Annotated in this window: 7 protein-coding genes; 6 read left to right on the top strand and 1 reads right to left on the bottom strand. The window is 36.9% G+C overall.

Features of this window, described 5'->3' with window-relative positions:
- Positions 1 to 22 precede the first annotated feature (22 nt).
- Positions 23 to 310: a hypothetical protein gene (locus tag G3A47_RS18230; protein ID WP_166924937.1), complete on the bottom strand. Its 288-nt coding sequence runs from the start codon at positions 308 to 310 to the stop codon at positions 23 to 25.
- Between the two features lie 630 nt (positions 311 to 940).
- On the opposite strand from G3A47_RS18230, the gene G3A47_RS18225 reads away from it, so the two are divergent.
- From G3A47_RS18225 to G3A47_RS18200, 6 genes are read left to right on the top strand one after another with little or no spacing between them, the layout of a single operon-like run.
- Positions 941 to 3445 carry a non-ribosomal peptide synthetase gene (locus G3A47_RS18225; protein ID WP_166924935.1) on the top strand — a complete coding sequence of 835 codons (2505 nt, stop codon included), beginning with the start codon at positions 941 to 943 and terminating at the stop codon, positions 3443 to 3445.
- Positions 3433 to 8898: a MupA/Atu3671 family FMN-dependent luciferase-like monooxygenase gene (locus tag G3A47_RS18220; protein ID WP_166924933.1), complete on the top strand. Its 5466-nt coding sequence runs from the start codon at positions 3433 to 3435 to the stop codon at positions 8896 to 8898. The genes G3A47_RS18225 and G3A47_RS18220 overlap by 13 nt, the downstream gene beginning before the upstream one ends.
- Before the next feature lie 16 nt (positions 8899 to 8914).
- The gene (locus G3A47_RS18215) at positions 8915 to 12145 is read left to right on the top strand and encodes a type I polyketide synthase (protein WP_166924931.1); all 3231 of its coding nucleotides are present in this window, start codon (positions 8915 to 8917) and stop codon (positions 12143 to 12145) included.
- Entirely contained in the window at positions 12142 to 15543 is a 3402-nt protein-coding gene (locus G3A47_RS18210; protein ID WP_166924929.1) for a non-ribosomal peptide synthetase, read from the top strand. The genes G3A47_RS18215 and G3A47_RS18210 overlap by 4 nt, the downstream gene beginning before the upstream one ends.
- A gap of 11 nt (positions 15544 to 15554) precedes the next feature.
- On the top strand, positions 15555 to 18605 hold the full coding sequence (locus tag G3A47_RS18205) for a type I polyketide synthase (protein ID WP_166924927.1): 3051 nt from the start codon (positions 15555 to 15557) through the stop codon (positions 18603 to 18605).
- Positions 18605 to 21952: a non-ribosomal peptide synthetase gene (locus G3A47_RS18200; RefSeq protein ID WP_166924925.1), complete on the top strand. Its 3348-nt coding sequence runs from the start codon at positions 18605 to 18607 to the stop codon at positions 21950 to 21952. Before G3A47_RS18205 ends, G3A47_RS18200 begins: the two co-directional genes overlap by 1 nt.
- Positions 21953 to 21961: the final 9 nt, after the last annotated feature.

Genomic DNA, 21961 nt, shown 5'->3' with positions numbered 1-21961 from the left:
TAACTTACATCGTTAGATGTTTTTAGCTTTTAATTCTGTCTTTGGCAAGAGCAATCGCTTTGTGGATTTCTGCCTTAATTTTAGGATCACTAAAAGTCTGATCGATTACATCAGCCAATGGAATACCATCTCTTAGGCCTTCTGAAATTCTAGCTTTATACTCATAAAGCTCTGATTCCTTTTCAGGTGAAATGTTGAAGTGTTCAACAATTTCTCTAAACGACTTTCCTGCTTTCACTTTTGCAGCAATGTCCTGTACTACCGGATGATCTGTTGCAGATGCAATCCTCTCATGTGCTTGTGTACTCATTTGTATTTAATTAAAATTAATATTTAAGTGGAGTCAATTGCTAATGTCTTAGCAATATCGCAGGTTTTTTTAGCAATTTTTGTAATACTTTAACAAGCTGCTAAAGAGGTTTTTTGTATTTGAAATCCAAAAATATTAAATGTAAAATAAATGATAGCAGGTAATTATACGTGTTTTTGAAAAAGTTTAATCAAATTTTACTGTTGAAAAAATGTAAGTACTAAAGCGCAAACGTTTTCTGAAAAAGAAAAGAAGATACAATGTGCACAGCAGTTACTGTATAAAAGGTCTGTATGAAAAAACGTATGTTTTACGCGCTTAAGGTGATTTTTAACTCAAGTTTATTATTGATTACTAAGTTTTATAGGCTGATAAGTCTTGGTTTTCCGGCATATAGTTGCAAAGTCCGTAATTTTTATGTTAAAAGCCCGTAATTTTTAGATGGATGTTACTTCTATTTTCGTACGAAATGTTAATGCAAATCATGATAAAAATGAGCATTAAATTTTTCAACAAGCGGCTGTCATTGTTTACGGAATACTTATAAATGAGTAATCTAAAGTAGCCAGACAGCCACTAATAAGATAATTAAAGTAAAATGTGATTGTATTCTAAATAATATGTGAAACTATGTATAAAAGTATTGAGTCAGATAATTTTAGTTTAGCTTCAAAATACTGGAGAAAGAAAGTTTTAAATAGGGAAAGTGCTCCGGAATTAATGAATGGACAGAATAGTCTAATTTGTGTAACTATTGAGGCTCAGGAATTAAACTATTTTTTTAAACTTACAAATAATAATATAATAGCTCAATATACGGTCATAAGTGCTATTTATTCGTTTCTGTTAAAAAAAATCATCAATGATTTTGATGGTGGTGTGGTATCAAACTACAAAGATCAATTTAATCCTTTATTGCTGTCATTTCCTGTAGATTTAGAAATATCGTTTAAGGACTATCTTCAAAAAGTAAAAGAGGAGATTTTAGAGACGTTGCAATATTCTGATTACGATCCTGATAAAACAGGTATTGCTGATTTAAATAGATTATCTAATTATGCTTTACATATAAATTCTGACGCTAAGGCAGATTGCAATGGTGTTTTGTTTACTGTAAATATAAATGAAAGTAAGGATATCGAAATTCAGGTTTCTTATTTAGAAGGTTTTATAAGCAAAACAATCGCAGAATGTTTAGTCCGGCGTTTTAAAGAGTTTATAATCAATTTAGAGAAGAGCTTAGGATCGAACTTATCGGAATACTCCTTACTCTCTGAAAAAGAGAAACATCAACTACTAGTAAGTTTTAATAATACAGACGCCTTTTTTCCCACAGAAAAAACAATAATAAACTTATTTGAAGAGCAAGTAGAGAAAACTCCAAATTCTACCGCTATTATATTTAAAGATTCAAAATTAACGTATAAAGAGCTAAATGAAAAAACGAATCAATTAGCTAATTATATTTCTTCCAGACACATTATCAATAACGGTGATATAATAGGCGTTTTTCTGCCTAAATCAGATATCGGAATCATTTCGTTATTGGCAATTTTAAAGTTAGGCGCAGTATACCTCCCTATAGATACTAATTATCCTCAGGAAAGAATTGATTATTTGATACAAGACAGTTGTTTAAAATTATTAATTAGCGACAACAACACATTAGCTATTGATAATTGCGATACTATAGTTATAAAATCCCTGGACTTTGGTGTTAATAGCAATGACAACATCAACGCAGTCTTTTCATCCAAAGATTTAGCTTATGTAATTTATACTTCCGGTTCTACAGGTAATCCGAAAGGGGTAATGGTAGAGCATAGCAGTAATGTAAATATGACTTTAGATCAGATAAAAACCTTCGAAATTACTGAAAAGGATAATGTGGTCTGGTTTGCTTCTGTAGCGTTTGATGCGTCTATATCTGAGATTATGATGTGTTTGTATAGTGGGGCTACATTATGTATTCCTACTGAAGAAGTAGTAAAAGATAAGAATCTGTTTGAAAGCTTCTTAAAAGAAACAAAAGCCACTGTAGTTACTTTTCCTCCAAGTTATTTAGGATTATTGTCTGAGGATGATATCTCCGGATTGAGATGTGTTATTACAGCCGGAGAATCTGCAAATCCAGGCAAAGCAATAGCAGTTACCAATGCGGGAATCGATTATTATAATGCCTATGGGCCTACAGAATGTGCCGTTTGTGTATCAATTTACAAGGTGGTTAAAAATGATTCTGACAAGACCGTTATTCCAATTGGCAAACCAATCTCAAATACCAAAATTTACATTTTAGATGATGCTTTGCAACCTGTACCCATAGGAGTTGCGGGAAAAATATATGTATCGGGAACAGGCTTAGCCAGAGGATACTTAGGGAAGCCGCAACTTACGTTAGAGAAATTCGTAGCAAATCCATTGGAAGAAGGAGAAAAGATGTACGATACCGGAGATTTAGGTTGCTGGCTGGACGATGGAAACATTGAATTTTTGGGCAGGAAAGATCATCAGGTAAAGATTCGCGGATACAGAATTGAGCTTGGAGAAATAGAAAACGCGATTCTGAACTATTCAGAAGATTTAAAACAAGTAGTGGTAGAAGTAAAGGAAAACGATCAGGAGAAAGTGCTGGTTGCTTATTTGGTTTCGACTGCTGAAACAGATAAAACACAATTGCGCAGTTTTCTGCAAAAGAGACTGCCCGATTATATGATTCCGGGTTTTTATGTTGTGCTAAACGAATTACCGTTAACCCCCAATGGAAAAATAGACAGAAAAGCACTACCCGATATATCAAGTGATGATATTATAAGAAAAGAATATGTAGCCCCAAGAAACAAGATCGAAGAAAGCTTAGTGATAATCTGGCAAGAAGTATTGGGAATTGACAAGATTGGGATAACCGATAATTTCTTTGAATTGGGAGGACACTCACTCAAGATTACAAAGATGTTGTACAAAATAAATCAAGCATTTGAAATAGAATTACAAATTAAAAATGTTTTAGCGCAACAAAGTATAGAAGAATTAAGCAAGTTGATTGAAAACGAAGTAGCATTCGCAGAGGCTATAACTACAAACAGAACTAAAGAATTAATAAACAACGAGAATTTAGAAGTATGGGAAATTTAGATTTGAAACAGAGATTAGCAAAATTAATTCAACAAGGGATAAATTTTGAAATTTCCCAGGATAAACTTTTGGTAAAGGGTGATTTAAGCATCTTAAATGATGACGAAAAGCAGTTTTTAAGAGAGAATAAAGAAGGGATTATTTCTTTAATCCAAAATCAAGGCCGTAAAGCAACTACAATACAGAAAGTTGACAAAAGTGTATCGCTTCCGCTTTCTTTTTCGCAACAAGGTTTATGGCTTCTGGACAAGATCAATAATGGTAGTTCGCATTATAATCTTACCTCGACTTTTAAATTGACGGGTAAGATCAATTACGAGGCATTAAATCAAACTTTTGCTACCATTTTTCAAAGACATGAAAGTTTACGCAGTCATTTTTTTGTTGATGAATCCGGTGAACCTGTTCAGAAGGTTCAAATCGTAGAGAATTATAAGGTTACAGTAGAAGAACTGAATACTACTCCTGAAAACAGAAATCAACGTATTGAAGAAATAGTAGAACAGGAAACATTTAAAATTTTTGATCTGTCCAAGGATTTGCTGTTAAGTATTCGATTACTCAAAATAGATAGTGAAGAGCATATTCTGATCGTTACGATGCATCATATTGCATCAGATGGTTGGTCTATGGGAATTCTTGTTAAGGAATTTAATGTTCTTTATAATAGCTATTTAAAAGAAGAGCGCAACCCATTAGCGGAACTAGATATTCAGTATTCTGATTATGCTTATTGGCAACGACAATGGTTTAAAGGAGAAATTTTGGAGAATCAGACCACGTATTGGAAAAACCAATTGTCTGATCTGCCGGTGCTTCATAGTTTACCATTAGATAAAGTAAGACCATTGGCACAAAGCTTTAATGGAAATATTCATAATTCAGTTATTGATAAAAATACGCTTAAAGGATTATATGATTTATGCCAATCAGAAATGGCTACCCTGTTTATGGGAGTTCATGCTGTTTTTAGCAGTCTATTGGCCCGATACAGCAACGAAACAGATATCGTTGTTGGTAGTCCGATAGCCAATCGTGAGAAGGCAGAAACGGCTGATTTAGTTGGGTTTTTTATGAATCTTCTTGTATTGAGAAGTGATTTGTCAAAAAAACCGAGTTTGAGAGAATTGATAAGACAGAGCAAAAAGATGTTGGAAGAAGCCTACGAGTACCAACAAATGCCTTTTGAAAAATTGGTTCAGGAATTAGGAGTAAAAAGAAATCTGAGTCATAACCCTTTGTTTCAGGTTTTATTGGCACTTCATAATAATGAACAAGAAGATCTTTCTTTAACAGACTTAGGTATGGAGCCTGTTACTTTTAAAAGTACCATTAGTGCTAAATATGACCTGAGTTTAAATGTTACCGAAACTGCCGAGGGATTGACTCTTTCCTGGGAATACAATACAGATCTTTTTGAAGATCATACTATTGCGGGTATGGCAGATCAATTTAATACTTTGCTGGTTTCATTGATTAGTAATCCGGATGAGAATATTTTTAAAGCAAATATGATTGGTCAAAAAGAGACCATTGAAATATATAAACACCTAAAAGGAGAAGAATTAGATTTTAAAAATGCTGAAAACGCAATTAATTCATTTGAATATCAGGTAAAAAATACACCGGACAAGACAGCAGTTATCTGTAATGATGTTGTATATACTTACCAAGAACTGGGAGAGAAAGTAGCGGCGATTGCTCATTTATTAACTGATCAGGGAGTACAAAAAGGAGATAAGGTCGGAATTTGTTTAGTGCGAAATGTAGAAATGGTAGCTGCAATTTTTGCCTGTTTTAAATTAGGTGCTTGTTATATACCTCTTGATCCTGCTTATTCTTCAGAAAGAATAAATCAGATAATAGAAGATGTACAACTTAAAAGTATTGTGACTCTAAAGGCTTTGAAAGAATTATACCTGAATAAGCTAACAAAAGAGCATTTTGCTTATGTTGACAATCTGGATTACCAATCTTCCGAGCAATTGTCAACAGTAGCTTATTCTGATGACGATAGTGCCTATATTATCTTTACTTCCGGAACTACCGGAAAACCTAAAGGTATTGAAGTAAGTCAGGGAAACTTAAACAATTTACTATATAGTTTAGATCGTTCTTTTGGTAGCGAAGACCCTCAAAAATGGCTGGCTCAAACGAGTATAAATTTCGATATTTCTGTTTTAGAACTTATCTGGACCATTTCGAGAGGTCATTCTATTGTTTTACAACAATCCAATCCTTTTAAGTTATTATCACATGAAAGGTTAGTTCCTGCCAAGAACATTGATTTTAGTATTATGTTTTTTGGGGCTGATAATAAGGAAGATCAGAAATATGATTTATTATTAGAAACGGCAAAATTTATTGACAAAAATGACTTCACAGCCATATGGACACCTGAGCGTCATTTTGGTGAATTTGGAGGGTCATTTCCTAATCCGTCTGTAATAAGTGCTGCGTTAGCGGTACTCACAAAGAATATTAGTATTAGATCAGGAAGTGTGGTGCTACCGTTACAAGATCCAATTCGTGTTGCCGAAGAATGGTCAATAGTAGACAACCTAAGTAATGGTCGTGTTGGACTTAGTATCGCTTCAGGATGGCATCCTAATGATTTTGTTTTTCCAAATTCCGATTACACTAATCGCCATAAAGAAATGCGGGAAAGAATTACGGAACTTAAAAAACTTTGGAAGGGAGAGCCAATTGTACGCGAAAATGGAGTTGGCAAAGATTTTACAATAAAAGTAAGACCTAAACCTATACAAGAAGAATTACCTGTTTGGGTTACTGCAGCGGGAAGTCCGGAAACTTTTAAATATGCCGGAGAAATTGGAGCCAATGTTCTTACGCACGTACTAGGGCAATCTGTAGAACAACTGGAAGAAAATATTAAAACCTACCATCAGGCGCTAACAGAAAACGGATTTAATATAGCCGATAAAAAAGTTACGTTGATGATTCATACTTATATCGACTCATCTGAACAGACTGCTTTAAGCATTAGCGAAAAACCGTTTAAATCCTATTTGGAATCTTCTCTTAAATTAATGGAGCCCTTGGCCAAAGAACTGGGGCTGGATTTAAACACGCAGACAAGCGAAGTAATCGACCTTGCTTATAAAAAATTCAGCAAAAATAATACTTTACTGGGTTCTCCGGAATCTTGCCAAAAAATGCTTTATGATATTCAAAATATTGGTGTCACAGAAGTAGCCTGTTTAGTTGATTTTGGTGTTGAAAATGAAAAAGTACTAGCGGGATTAGAAAGAATTCTGGAGACTAAAAATTTGTATCATTCCCAAGTAGAACTTGCAAAATTATTTGATACTGATAATCCGAAAACAGAATTAGACCTGATTGACAAGTACAAGGTAACTCACGTTCAGATGACACCTTCGCAATCTAAACTTACTATTGATTTATACAACCAAATTAAAACCAGAGAATTATCCTCAGTTCAGCATTGGTTTATAGGTGGAGAGCCCTTAAATCAGGATTTAATTAATGGTCTGAGTGTTCTTCCTACTTGTAAGTTGTATAATATGTATGGCCCTACAGAAACTACGGTCTGGTCAGCCTGGAGAGCCATTAATCAAAATGATTTTAAAATTGGTTACCCGATACACAATACAAATTTATTACTGTTAAACGAGTTCGAACAACAAGTTCCCGTAGGTGTAGTGGGTGAACTGTACATAGGAGGAGCAGGAGTAGCAAAGGGCTATTACAATAATAGTGAGCTTACCGATAAGAGTTTCAAAGAAGTAGCTAATCCTTTATTTGGAAACAGTCGATTCTATAAAACTGGTGATTTAATGAAATTGACAGCCAATGGCACATTTGAGTACATTGGCAGAAAAGACAATCAGGTTAAAGTTAATGGTTATCGTGTTGAAACAGGAGATATAGAAAGTGTAGTTTCTAAATTACCGGGAGTTAAAGACTGTAAGGTAATAGCAATAACAGAAAATAATGCCACTCATTTATCAGCATATGTTGTTAAAGAAGACATTATATACGGAGATTACAAAGAACTTCCTGTAGAGAAACAAGCTAAATCCTTTCACTTTCCTGATGGTAGTTTAGTGTATCACCAGTCCGACCGTCAGTTGGCTATGTTGTACACTGAAATATTCGAGGATGGGATCTATTTTAAACACGGTATAGCAATACCCGAAAACGGTTTGGTTTTCGACGTAGGTTCCAATATCGGGGGATTTTGTATTGATGTAAATCAAAGACAGCCGACCGCATCAATTATTGCATTTGAACCAATTCCGCAGATTTTTTCGGCTTTAAAACAAAACTTTGAACACCGTCAGATCAGAGGACGCATTCTGAATTATGGTGTTTCTAATAAAAAAGAAAGTGTAGTATTTAACTATTATCCTGAGATGTCCGGTTTGTCCGGCAGATTTGCAGACAAAGACACCATTGTTGATGCTGTAGGAAAATATATTGAGCATAATAAAGAATCCTCTTCAGACGATGCAAAATTATCAGGCGAAGAAAACAAAATTGTACAATCTTTTTACAACAACATCGAAGAATCAAACGGATTGTCTGATGAGTACAAACAATATATAGCTTCCTTATACCAAACGGAAGAAGTAGAATGTCAGCTAACCACAATTTCAGATGTAATTGATGATCTTACTATACAATCAATTGATTTATTAAAAGTGGATGCCGAAAAGAGTGAATGCCTCGTATTAGAAGGTATTAGAGCTGAACATTGGCCAATGATACATCAGCTTGCAGTAGAAGTGGATGGAGACAGTAATTTGAACAGCATTGTAAGTTTACTTCAGGAAAAAGGATATGATCTTACTGTTGATGAGTTGGTAATGAGTGATGCCACTACACAAAATGAAGATAATACGTATATGCTGTATGCTGTTAACCCTAATTTTTCAGCAAAGCAAAATGTAAAAGAATCACCAAATTTCGGGACACAGGTAAATGAAAAATCTATTAGAGATTTCCTTGCTAAAATGCTTCCGGATTATATGAGTCCTAAAGATATTACCCTGGTGCCTTCTATTCCTCTAATGGAAAATGGAAAGGTAAACATGGTCAAATTAAAAGAGATTCAACCTCAGAAAGCGGCAACAAACGAGGTGTTTACACTTAATAACCAATTAGAATTAGATATTTATCGCATTTGGTGTGAAGTGCTGAAAAAAGAGAATATCCCGTACCATGTCAGCATTTTTGAAGCGGGAGGTAACTCCATCGAAATTGTTTTGTTGCATGAAAAAATGCAAAAAGAATTCAATACAGTCTTTTCATTGATTGAACTTTTCCGCAATCCTACCATTCCGCAGCAAGCAAAATTAATTCAGAATGCGATGAGTGAAAGCACGAATAGTGATAGCGAGAATGCGATTAAAAAAGCGGTGAATAAAGGAGCGGCCAGAAGAAATGCACGGGCAAATAAAATTAATTGAGATTAAGTTGGAAAACATGACACAAATTAACGAAAATGACATAGCGATTATAGGAATGGCGGGACGCTTTCCTGATGCTAAAAATATAGAAGAATATTGGCAAAACCTGATTGCGGGCGTAAATAGTATCCATAAAGCTACTGAAGAAGAAATTAAGGCTTCGGGCGCTTCAGGAGATATAATAAATCACAAACGTTTTGTTAATGCAAGTTCAAAGTTAAGTGATGCGAAATATTTCGATGCTGACTTTTTTGGCTTATCCAATAGCGAAGCGACTATTATGGATCCGCAAATACGATTACTGTTGCAAGCAAGCTGGCATGCGATTGAAGATGCCGGTTATGATGTAAATCGTCTGGAAGCTTCTGTTGGGAATTTTTGCGGAATGTCTACCAATTCCTATTTGATGAGCGTTTTAAAAACGATACCGCTTAATGAACAAAATGATTTGTTGTTGTATCGAATCTTAAACGAAAAAGATTTTCTGGCGACCTGGATTTCGTATAAATTAAACCTGACAGGTCCTGCAATGAGTGTACAGACTGCCTGTTCGACTTCCTTATTGGCGGTTCATCTGGCCTGTCAGAGTTTGCTGAATTTTGAGTGTGATATGGCTTTGGCCGGAGGTGTTTGTTTTGATTCAGATGAAAAGATAGGGTATATCCATACACCGGAATCCATTTACTCAAAAGACGGAGTATGCCGTCCTTTTGACAGTAAAGCGAGCGGAACCATTGGCGGAGATGGTGTAGGTTCTATTGTTTTAAAAAGAGCCACAGAGGCCGTGAGAGACAAAGATCATATTTATGCCTTGATTAAAGGAACTGCAACCAATAATGACGGAGCAAACAAACAGGGGTATACAACGCCAAGTACAGATTTTCAGCGGGACGTAATTTTGGAAGCTCTGTCAATTGCAGATATCAACCCGGAAACCATCGGGATGATTGAGGCTCATGGTACAGGTACCTTTATCGGGGATCCGATTGAAGTGGCTGCTCTTACAGAAGCTTTTCGGGAGTTTACCCAAGACAAGCAATATTGTGCCATTGGTTCGGTAAAGAGCAATATTGGTCATTTGGATGCTGCTGCGGGAATTGCTTCTATTATTAAAGCCGCTTTATGTGTTAACAAAGGGGTTTTAGTACCAAGTATTAATTTCTCAGATCCAAATCCGGCTTTGCAGCTTAATACTTCTCCTTTTTATGTAAGTGTGCAGAATGCGATATGGCCGGAACATTTTGAGTTTCGAAGAGCCGGTATCACTTCTTTGGGAGTGGGCGGTACCAATGTTCATGTGATTGTAGAACAACCTCCCGTACCCGTGCAGGTAGATGTCGATAAGCAACCTTATGTAGTAGCCGTATCTGCTTTGACTCAGGAAAATTTGGAGTTGCAAAAACAAAAGATTGCTGGGTATATTAGTACCCATTCGAATATAGCGTTGGCTGATTTGGAATTTACAAGTGTATACGGAAGAAAGGTGATGCCCTACCGATTTAGTGCTGTTTACACAAACAAAGAAGAATTGACCGCACAATTAAACGGAGCGCAACAGGAAGGCTGTTATGAAGGTTACGACCAGACAGGGCAAAGCATTTTTATGTTTCCGGGACAAGGGAGCCAGTATGCCGGTATGGCATCGGCATTGTACCAGAGTATAGCCGCCTTTAGAAAAGACATGGACTATTGTTTTGACTATCTAAAAACACTGTCTCCTGTTGACTTTAAAGAGATTATTTTTTCTGAAGATTCTACTGTGTTAGATCAGACAGAGAACACTCAGATAAGTTTATTTATCGTTGAATATTGCCTGACCAGGGAATTAATGCGCAGCGGGATCAAACCCAATGCGATTATCGGGCATAGCGTAGGCGAGTATGTGGCGGCTTGCATAGCAGGCTGTATCACAGTAGAAGATGCCTTAAAATTGGTGTACCACCGTGGAAGATTGATGGGAGCCATGCCGGAAGGCGCCATGCTTTTGGTGCAGACTACAGAGGAGCAATTAAAAGCAGTATTGTTGGATGCTATTACCATTTGTGTATTTAATGCAGAGGAAAATCTTGTTATCGGTGGTTCAAAAGAAGCCATTGCGCAACAAGCTCTTTTGTTGGAGCAAAACAATTTGGCGTACAGAAAATTAAAAGTTTCTCATGCCTATCATACCCAAATGATGCAGGCGGTTCTGGCGGAATATGAGGCCATTTTATCTGAGGTGAAATTTAAAAATTTTGACGCTGTAATTTTCTCCACTTATAGCGGTAAACAAGTAGAACAGAAATTCTTTTGTTCTAAAGAATACTGGCTGCAACAGCTTATTCAGCCGGTTAAGTTTTTACAGGCGGCAAAAAATGCCGCAGCTTATTTTTCAAATCCGGTGTTTATCGAAATAGGACCGGGGAATGGTTTGTCGTCTTTTATCAAATCTATTTTTAACGGTAAAATCAATACGGTGAGTTTCCTGCCCAGACCATCGGCCAAAAGTGATTCGCTAACAGCATTTTATGCCGGAAAAGCGATGCTTTGTTCAAAAGGGGTAGTGTTTGATTTACCTGAAGTTCATCCCGGAAAACGAATTGCAATGCCCGGTTACGTTTTTGCAAAAAACAAGTTTTGGAAACCTAAAATCAATATCAGGCATGATGATTTTGAGGAACTAAAAGAATCGTATCATTATACAAACGCTAAATATCAAAAAGACAGACTTAGAACGTCAATCGAGATTCAACTGACCGCAGACAATGCTATTTCAGACGAGATATTGAGTGATTTGAACCGTTTACATGCCCAGTATATAAACGATATTAAAAAGCTGTTTCCTTCACAAAACAGTATAAACGGCAGGGTTGAGGCATTATACGATGAGGTTTTATCAGATGATGCACAAGCTTCCGCTGATTTTGTAAAATTTAATGAAAAGAGAAATGTCAGTTCGGTATTCGTAGCCCCTGAAACAGCAATTGAAAAAGAGATTGCAGCTTATTGGGGAACCGTTTTAGGGTATCATCCGGTAGGGATATTGGATAATTATTTTGAAGTGGGAGGAAATTCGCTGTTGGCTACTAAGCTACTGACTCAGTTGTCTGATGAATTTGAAATTGGATTGCAGTTTAAAGAGCTGTCAGAATGTGTTTCCATAAAAGAACTGGCGGTTTTAATAGAGTCAAAAATGAAGATTAGAGCCTTAGTGGAATCTATTGAAATAGAAGATAATACAGTTGATAATAATTTTATTGAACTATGAGCATAGAGTTACTATTAGAAGAATTGCTTGAAAATAACGTAAAACTTTCTGTTAGAGAAGACAAGCTTTTATGTCAGCTTCCTACTGAGGGGATTGATGATACACTTTTAGGATTACTGAAAGAACATAAAGAAGAATTAAAAAGAACGATACTTCAAAAAACAAGTTTCAAAAAATATCAGGCTATACCCAAGGCGACTTTAATGGAGAGTTACCCTTTAACGTCTTCGCAAAACAGATTGTGGGTGCTAAGTCAGTTTGAAGGCGGATCTCAAGCCTATAATATGTCTTTTGTTACCAAATTAACAGGAGAGTTGAATGCTGTTTATTTTGAGAAATCTTTTAAGGAACTTATTGAACGACATGAAATTCTTCGCACTGTTTTCAGAACGGACACTGAAACACAAGAAGTAAGACAAGTAATTCTGCCGGTAAAGGAACTAGATTTTACTATAGAAGAACTAGATTTTTCAGCTCAAGCCAATACGAATCAGGGAGTTGAACAGTATCTTGATTTTAAAAACAGTGAAGCTTTTGATTTAGAAAACGGGCCTCTTATTCGGGTATCATTGCTTAAAATAGCTCAAAAGCAGTTTGTTTTTCTGCTGAGCATGCACCATATTATAAGTGACGGATGGTCTATGGAATTAATAGTTTCTGAGATTGTCGAGCGCTACAATAGTTTATTGGCAGGAAAAGAGCATGTTGTTCCGGCACTTGCCTTTCAGTATAAAGATTATGCATTATGGCTGGAAGCAGAGAAGCAAAGTCAAAAATATAAAGAATCGGAAAAATATTGGGTAGATAAATTTGCGGGTGATTTAACCGCTCTTACTTTACCAAGTTCCAGACAAAGACCGCCAATTCAGACTTTTGATGGTGATGAGCTGTCTTATACCTTTTCGGAAGTACTTACGGATAAATTGAAGTTGTTTTCTGAGGAAAACGGAGTGACTTTTTTCACCACTTTAATGACTCTGATCAAAGCGTTATTATACCGTTATTCCGGTCAGGACGATATTATAGTGGGGACTCCAATTGCAGGAAGAGAACATCCCGATTTAGAAAATCAGATTGGTCTTTATGTAAATACCTTAGCAATAAGAACCCAGTTTGAGGAGAAAAACACCTTTGCTGATCTTCTGCAAACAGAGAAAAACAATTTGATGGCAGCAAATGAGCATCAAATGTATTCGTTTGATGAATTGGTGGGAAAACTGAACCTGAAAAGAGATATAAAACGTTCTGTTTTATTTGATGTGATGGTGGTGTATCAAAATCAATCGGCACTTAATTTGGGAAGTAAAAAAGAGGAAGCCGACAATCTTACTTTTGAAAAATTGGATCTCCGCAAAAAGACTTCTCAATTTGATATCAGTTTTAATTTTTCGGAATCAAATAAGCAACTGGAGTTAAATATCGAGTACAATACAGCTATTTATGACGCGGCGTTAATTGAACGAATATTTTATCATTTTGATGTTTTTTCTACTCAATCTTTAGCACAGCCAGAAGTATTTATTGAGGAAATAGATTATTTGACCGCTGCAGAAAAACAACAATTATTGTTTGATTTTAACGATACAAATGTGGGATATCCAAAAGAGAAGACCATTGTTGCTTTATTTGAAGAGCAGGCAGCGAAAACACCGGATAATTTGGCGGTTGTTTTTGAAGAGGTTCAATTAACATATGCGGAACTTAATGAACAAGCCAATCAATTGGCGCATTATTTAAAAGAAAATTACGCGATACAACCGGATGATTTAGTTGGAATCAAACTGGAACGCAGCGAGAAAATGATCATTTCGATTTTAGGAATTTTAAAATCGGGAGGTGCTTATGTGCCTATTGATCCTGCTAATCCACAAGATAGAATTGAATACATTGAAAAGGACAGCGATAGTAAACTGGTTATTGATGCTACCGAATTGGAATTGTTTTATGAAAACAGGAATCAGTATTCCGGTTTAAATCCTGTACCGGTAAATTCTCCCGATGATTTAATCTATGTTATTTATACTTCAGGAACAACAGGAAATCCTAAAGGGACATTACTGGAACATAAAAATGTGGTTCGTTTATTTTTTACCGATCAATCGTTGTTTGATTTTAGTGAAAATGATGTCTGGACAATGTTTCATTCCTATGCCTTTGATTTTTCTGTTTGGGAAATATATGGCGCATTGCTGTTTGGAGGAAAGTTAGTTGTAGTACCTAAATTGATTGCCAAAGACACACCGGCATTTTTAGAATTGTTGCAAGAGCAATCGGTAACAATATTAAATCAGACACCTTCCTCTTTTTATAATTTAATCAATAATGAGTCGGTAGCCGAAAAGAAATGCGATACACTCAGATATGTCATATTTGGCGGTGAAGCTTTAACACCATCCTTGTTGTTGGACTGGCATAAAAAATATCCGGATACAAAATTAATTAACATGTACGGCATAACAGAAACTACTGTGCATGTAACATTCAAAGAAATAGGCGAGAAAGAGATGCGCTCTGAGCAATCTAATATTGGTAAGCCAATACCAACTTTGAACTGCTACATCTTAGACGCTCATAAGAATATGGTTCCAATTGGTGTTACAGGCGAATTATATGTAGCCGGATCCGGTTTGGCAAGGGGGTATTTAAACCTTCCGGAACTAACCGATAAAAAGTTTATACCAAATCCATTTACAGCAGGAGAACGATTGTACGATTCGGGAGATTTGGCTTGTTGGCTGGCAGACGGTAACATTGCGTATTTAGGCAGGAAAGACCAACAGGTAAAGATTCGTGGTTTTAGGATAGAACTGGGGGATATAGAGTATTCTATTTTAGATTATTCAGAAGATGTAAAACAAGTAGTTGTTGATGTAAAAGAGCGTAACGGAGAGAAACTGTTAGTGGCTTATCTGGTATCGGCCTTGGATATTGACAAGTCAGAGCTCCGCAATTTTTTATTGAGTAAGATACCCGATTATATGATCCCGAGTTACTTTGTTTTTTTGAAAGAATTGCCGCTGACTTCCAATGGTAAAGTAAACAGAAAAGCATTGCCGGATGTTACCGGAAGTGATGTTGCTCTAAAAACGTATGTAGCTCCGGAGAACGAACTTGAAGAGAAAATTTTAGCCATTATTAACGGAATGACGCCTGAAAACGAAGGTAAAGTCGGAGTAACGGATAATTTTTTCGAAATCGGATTGAACTCGCTTTCCATTGTCAAAGTGACAAAAATAATCAAGAAAGATTTAGATATCGAATTAAAACTATTGGATTTGTTTCAGTTTCCGAACGTGAAAATGTTAGTAGAAAATATGCTTGATAAAAAAGAGGACACATCAGATGCCTTTCATGCGAATGTATCCGAAGATATGGATTCAATGGTTGATTTATTTTAATAATACAAAGAATGACGGATAATAGAAAAAAAGATATAGCTGTAATTGGAATATCAGGAATGTTTCCAAAATCTACCAACATCAATGAATTTTGGAATAATTTAATAAACGGCAAAGAATTAGTAGAGTTTTTGGACGAAGAAGAGCATGATAAAACGCTTTCTGGTAATTCAAATTACGTTCCTTCCGTTTCACGTGTTACCGGTGAAGATAAATTTGATTATAATTTTTTCGGATACACGGAAGAAGAAGCAAAATACATGGATCCTCAAGTGAGAATCATGCACCAGCAGGTTTACCGCGCGTTGGATGATGCGGGTTATACCAAGACCGATAATCAGATAACAGGTCTGTATCTGGCAGCTTCGGATAACTTAAACTGGAGAATATTTGAAATGATGTATCCCGGAGGGAAAGCATCAAAATTTCTAACGGAAAAATATGCCAATAAAGAGTTTATCAGCACCTTAATCTCTTATAAATTAGGATTGAAAGGGCCTGGTTTCTACCTCGATACAGCTTGTTCCAGTTCTCTTTCTACCGTTCATTTAGCATGTAGAGCACTGCTACTGAAAGAGTGTGAAATGGCGGTTGCCGGAGGAGTGAGCGTGAGGTCTACAACGACCAAAGGCTATTTGTATGAAGAAGGAATGATTGCCTCAAAAGACGGACATTGCAGGGCTTTTGACGACAAATCGAGCGGTACAATATGGGGAGAAGGAGCCGGAGCAGTTGTTTTAAAACGATACGAAGATGCCGTGCGCGACAAAGATTATATCTATGCCGTTGTAAAATCGACATTTGTAAATAATGACGGAAACAGAAAAGTCGGCTATGTTGCTCCAAGTGTAAGCGGGCAAGCAGAATGCATCAAAACGGCCCTTCGGATTGCAGGATTAGAAGCCAATGAAATCAATTATATAGAAGCTCACGGAACGGCCACAAAAATTGGTGATCCTATTGAGTTGGAGGCTTTGAATGAAGCTTTTCAATTTGATAAAGAAGGAAAATGCGCTATAGGTAGTGTTAAGTCCAATATGGGGCATTTAGATGCTGCTGCGGGAATTGCCGGTTTTATTAAAACCTGTTTGATTCTGAATAAAAAACAAATACCACCATCAATAAATTTTGATACACCAAATGCTGATATAAACTTCCATGAAGGGCCTTTTTATGTAAATACAAAACTGTTGAATTGGGAGCAAAAAGCAACTGTTTTCAGAGCAGGGGTGAGCAGTTTTGGTATTGGCGGAACCAATTGCCATGCAATATTGGAAGAGCATGTAAATAATGTGGAAGGCAACAACAATCCAATTAACGTTTTTTTCTTATCGGCTAAAACAGCGCAATCTTTACAATTGTATAAAGAAGCTTTGCTTGATTTTATTGCTGTTTCAGATGCAAATGCAATAGAACAAATCAGTTACTCGGTCAACAGTAAATCTTCTAAAACATTTGCTTACAGAGATTATATAGTAGTTGACAATAAAAATAATGCGGCAGCTAAATCGCAATTGCATATAAAAAATGCACCACATGCAAAGTCTAAAAAGGTAGTCTTTTTATTCCCGGGTCAAGGATCTCAATATTTTGAAATGGCTAAGGAACTCTACCAGAATCTTACAGTGTTTCGAGACATAATGGATGAGGGGTTTGAAATTTTGGAAGCGGTTTCTAAAATCAATTTTAAAGCCATTTTGGGTTACACAGAAGCTGCTGATGTTGATCAGGAACTCGTAAACAATACCTTGTATACCCAACCGGTTTTGTTTCTTGTAGAATATGCACTGGCACGAACGATTCTGAGTTTTGGTATTGTGCCGGACAGTATGATAGGTCATAGCCTTGGCGAGTATGTTGCGGCCTGTATTGCTGAGGTATTGTCTTTTGAAGATGCTTTAAAAATTGTATACAAAAGAGCCCAATTAATGAGCAGTGCAAAACCGGGTGTGATGATTGCTGTTTTAGAAAGCCCTGAAAAGATACAGAATGTAGTTTCGGGTAACTATTCGATAGCGGCTGTAAATAGTGCTAAATCTTGTGTTATTGCCTGCGATCTGACCGATAAGGCTGCTATCGTGTTGCAATTAGAAAACAATGCGATCGGTTTTGCTATTCTGAAAACATCCCATGCCTTCCATTCCTTTATGATGGATGAAATTTTGGAGGATTTTAGAAAGGAATTACTAAAAATAAGCTTTTCAGCCCCTAAGATTTCACTTGTTTCAAATTTCACAGGAGAGAGCTGGAATGCAAAGGAGGCCGTTACACCGGAGTATTGGGTGCAGCACCTCAGAAACACGGTTTTGTTTGAGAAAGGTCTAAAGCATGTGCTGCAAACAGTACCGGATGCTACTTTCATAGAAATTGGACCGGGGAAAACACTCTCCAATTTTCTGAATGCGATTTCAGAAAAAGAAGTTGTGTCAGTTTCAGTGCTCAGAAGTAAAAGAGAAGCGGTACATGACTATGCGCATTGGCTCAATGCTTTAGGTGTTTTATGGAATTCAGGTCATACGGTAAAATTCGAAAATTTATACAATACCGAATGGTCTAAGATTCCGGTTCCGGGTTATGTGTTTGATGAAGCGAGCTTTCCGGCAAGAATTAATGTTTTAGAATTATTAGGGAGTGTATCGGGCAGTTTTGAAGGTATTGTAAAAGGCGATTTCAGCGCTGTTTTTCAAGAGCAAAACGATCTTTTTGCGGCTTCGTCCGATCAGGAGGAAGAATACTCCTCGGATGATGCTTTTCGCCTTAGATTAAGCAGCGATTATGCCGAACCCGAAAATAAAATTCAGGAGCGATTGGTAACCATTTGGAAGACATTCTTTGGAAATAAACCAATAGGCATCAAAGACAACTTTTTGGAGTTGGGAGGTGATTCACTTAAGGCCATGTCAATTGTAAATGCGATCAAAAAGGAGTTTGATTTCGAATTAACCTTGCCGGAACTGTATGAATCCCTTACAATCGAAGTAATAAGTCCGAAGATTGAAGTGGTCAACAAACTTAAAAATAGGATGAGTAATCAATCTCAAGTCAAAAAAATAAAAATCTGATGGATATAATAAAAATATTAAACATACTGGAAGAGCATCATGTTTTTCTGTCCTTAGATGATGAAGATTTAGAAATCAGTTTTGAACAGGATGAAATTCCGGACAGTATCATTAATTTGTTAAAGACCAATAAACCACTGTTGGTTGAATACCTTAAGAAAGCACAAAAACAAGATGTTTTTCAGCATATACCCACTGTTGAGCAGGCAGAAAGTTATGCCCTGTCATCGTCTCAAATGCGATTATGGGTTTTAAGTCAGTTTGAAGAAGCTTCACTGGCCTACAACATGCCTTTTCAGATGGTGTTAGACAGCAGTTACGAAATACCATTGCTAAAAAAGGCTATCAATGCGGTTATAGAAAGACATGAGATTCTAAGAACAGTTTTTAAGTCTAATCAAAGCGGTCAGATAAGACAATGGATTATTCCGGCTTCTGAATTTTCTTTTGAGGCAGAGGTAGTGGACTATTCTCAATTTCCCGATGCCGGCTCATTGGCTGCTAAGGCTATAGCTGACGATGCCAATAAAAAGTTTGATTTAGAAAAAGGGCCGCTGTTGAGAGCTACATTTTTTATACTCAGCCCTTCTGAAACCCTGTTTTATTACAATATGCACCATATTATAAGCGACGGTTGGTCAGTAGATGTAGTGGGGGGAGATGTCATGAATCATTACGAGGTGCTTAAGAATAATTCCGGTACTAAAATAGCGCCTTTGACGCTGCAATATAAAGACTACGCAAGTTGGCAGCAGGATTTATTGCGTTCAGAAAAAGGAGAAGAATCAAAAGCGTATTGGTCAGGCGTATTAGAAAATCCTACTGCTGCTTTTCAATTGCCCGTTGCCGCTAAGAGACCCGTAGAGAAAACTTTTTCGGGCAATAAATTAAAGTACTATTTGGAGGATGAGGAATGTAAAAAATTAAAAGATTTCAGCAATCAGTATGCCGGAAGTTTGTTTAATAGCCTTTTGGCCATCTGGAATCTTGTTTTTTTCAAATTTACCGGAAATAATGAGTGTATAATTGGAACGCCTTATGCGGGTAGATTTCATCTTGATCTGGAAAATCAAATCGGATTTTATGTCAATACGATTGTTTTAAAGAATACCGTAAAGACGGGAAGCACTTTTGCAGACTTTTACAAAACGGTTGTGACAAATACACTGGAAGCTATTAATCATCAGAACTATCCTTTTGACGCCTTGTTGGATACGATTAAAGTAGAGAAAGATTTTTCAAGGAATCCAATTTTTGATGTAATGGTAGCGCTTCAGAATGGTGGTGATGTTGCTGTTGATGTAAGCCAACCATCAGGTGAGATAATTGATCTTGGAAAATGCCATGCTAAGTTTGATTTTGAAATCAACCATTTTGAAGAAGGGAATACCATAGCCATACAATTTGAATACAATACCGATATCTATCAGCGCCAGACCATAGAACAATTGATCCGTAGCTTTCAGTTTGTATTGAATACGGTTTTAGAGCATCCTGATCTGGATTTGTCTGATGTTCCCGTGGCGGATAATGCGGCTCAGTTCGAGGAGATCACTCGCTTTAACAGGACCGAAGTATCCTTGGATACCGCAGCAAACGTACTGGATCTGATAGAAGAGCAAATTGTTGCAAACAGTAGTGGTATAGCATTAGTGTACCATGAGGAGCGATACAGTTATAAAGAGTTTGGCATTTTAGTAAACAAGTTTTGCCATTATTTGAAAGAACAGGGTGTTAGTTCCGGTGATTTTGTGGGCTTGCAATTAGACAGAAGCTCCGGTATGGTAGTGGCTATAGTTGGGGTATTAAAAGCAGGAGGTTGTTATATCCCCTTGGGAGTAGACTATCCTGAAGTAAGGGTGTCACAAATTGTAAGCAGTTCCGGTATAAAAAAAGTAATTCGGGAAGCAGAGATAAGTTTGTTTTTTGAAAACCTCTCCCAGTATCCGGACGACTATACCCATAGTATAAATTCGGAATCTTCGGCCTATTGTATTTACACTTCAGGTTCGACGGGAGTACCAAAGGGAGTAGTAAACAGCCATGCAGGATTATACAACCGCTTGTTGTGGATGCGTTCTTATTTAGGAAATGACAGCAAAGGAATTTATTTCCAGAAGACTCCTTATACGTTTGATGTATCAGTCTGGGAGTTTTTGTTGCCGTTTATGAGCGGAGGAACCTTGGTAGTTTGTGCTCCGGAAGGACACAAGGACCCCGCGTATTTGAAACAGACCATAGAAACCGAAGAAATTTCGGTTATTCATTTTGTTCCGTCTATGTTAGGAGCTTTTCTGGAGCAGATCAATAAAAATGAGGTTCCCGGGCTAAAACAGCTGATCTGTAGCGGAGAGGAATTACCGTCATGGATGGTGGAACAGGTTCGCGAGAAAATGCCACGAGCAAGAATCCATAATTTGTACGGACCAACAGAAGCTTCGATAGATGTGACCGCAATAGATGTTACCGATTTAGAAGTTAGCAATGGAGTAAGTATTGGCCGTCCGGTATGGAACACCAGTATTTACATCGTCGACAATAAGATGAATCTATTGCCGCCAGGCATACCCGGAGAATTGTTGATCTCCGGAGTACAGGTCGCTAAAGGCTACCTGAATCTGCCCGAACAAACTAAGGAACGTTTTATAACTGATCCTTTTAAAGCAGGAAACAGAATTTACAGAACCGGTGACATTGCCTACTGGAAATCCGATGGAACGATACAGTACCTGGGACGAATGGACAACCAGGTCAAAATTAGAGGAAACAGAATAGAACTGGGTGAGGTTGAAAAAGCAATTTTGGAGTACGACGGAATCAAACAAGTCGTAGTAGCGGCTAAAAAGGTAGATGAAGAAAATGTACTCGTGGCGTATTACTTGCCTGAAATTGGATTTGAGATAGATAAAGTTGATTTGCTCAAGTATTTGCGAACAAGACTCTCCGACTATATGCAACCCGGTTTTTATGTCAAAATCGAATCAATACCTATGACCTCTAGCGGTAAAGCCGATAGAAATGCATTGCCCGATGTAAGAGAAAAAGACCTCATCCGACGCAATTATGTCGCTCCTAAAAATGAGACTGAGGAAAAACTAATCGAGCTGTGGAAAGAAGTATTAGGAGTAGAAGAAGTTGGGGTAGAGGACGACTTTTTTGAGTTGGGCGGACACAGCCTCAAAATCATCAAACTTTATGAATTAATCAAAAAAGACCTGTCAGAGGATATCGATGTTACCCATCTGTTTTCAATGACTACTATTCGGTTACAAGCTCAAAATATAAATAAATGCGCAACAAATTCGGTAGTAGAGGACCAAACGAATATTGTTGAAATTGATTTCTAAATACGTATA

This window comes from Flavobacterium poyangense (genome assembly GCF_011751075.1).
Lineage (GTDB): Bacteria > Bacteroidota > Bacteroidia > Flavobacteriales > Flavobacteriaceae > Flavobacterium > Flavobacterium poyangense.
Note: the sequence above shows the minus strand (reverse complement) of the source record. Positions and strands in the feature narration are given on the sequence as shown.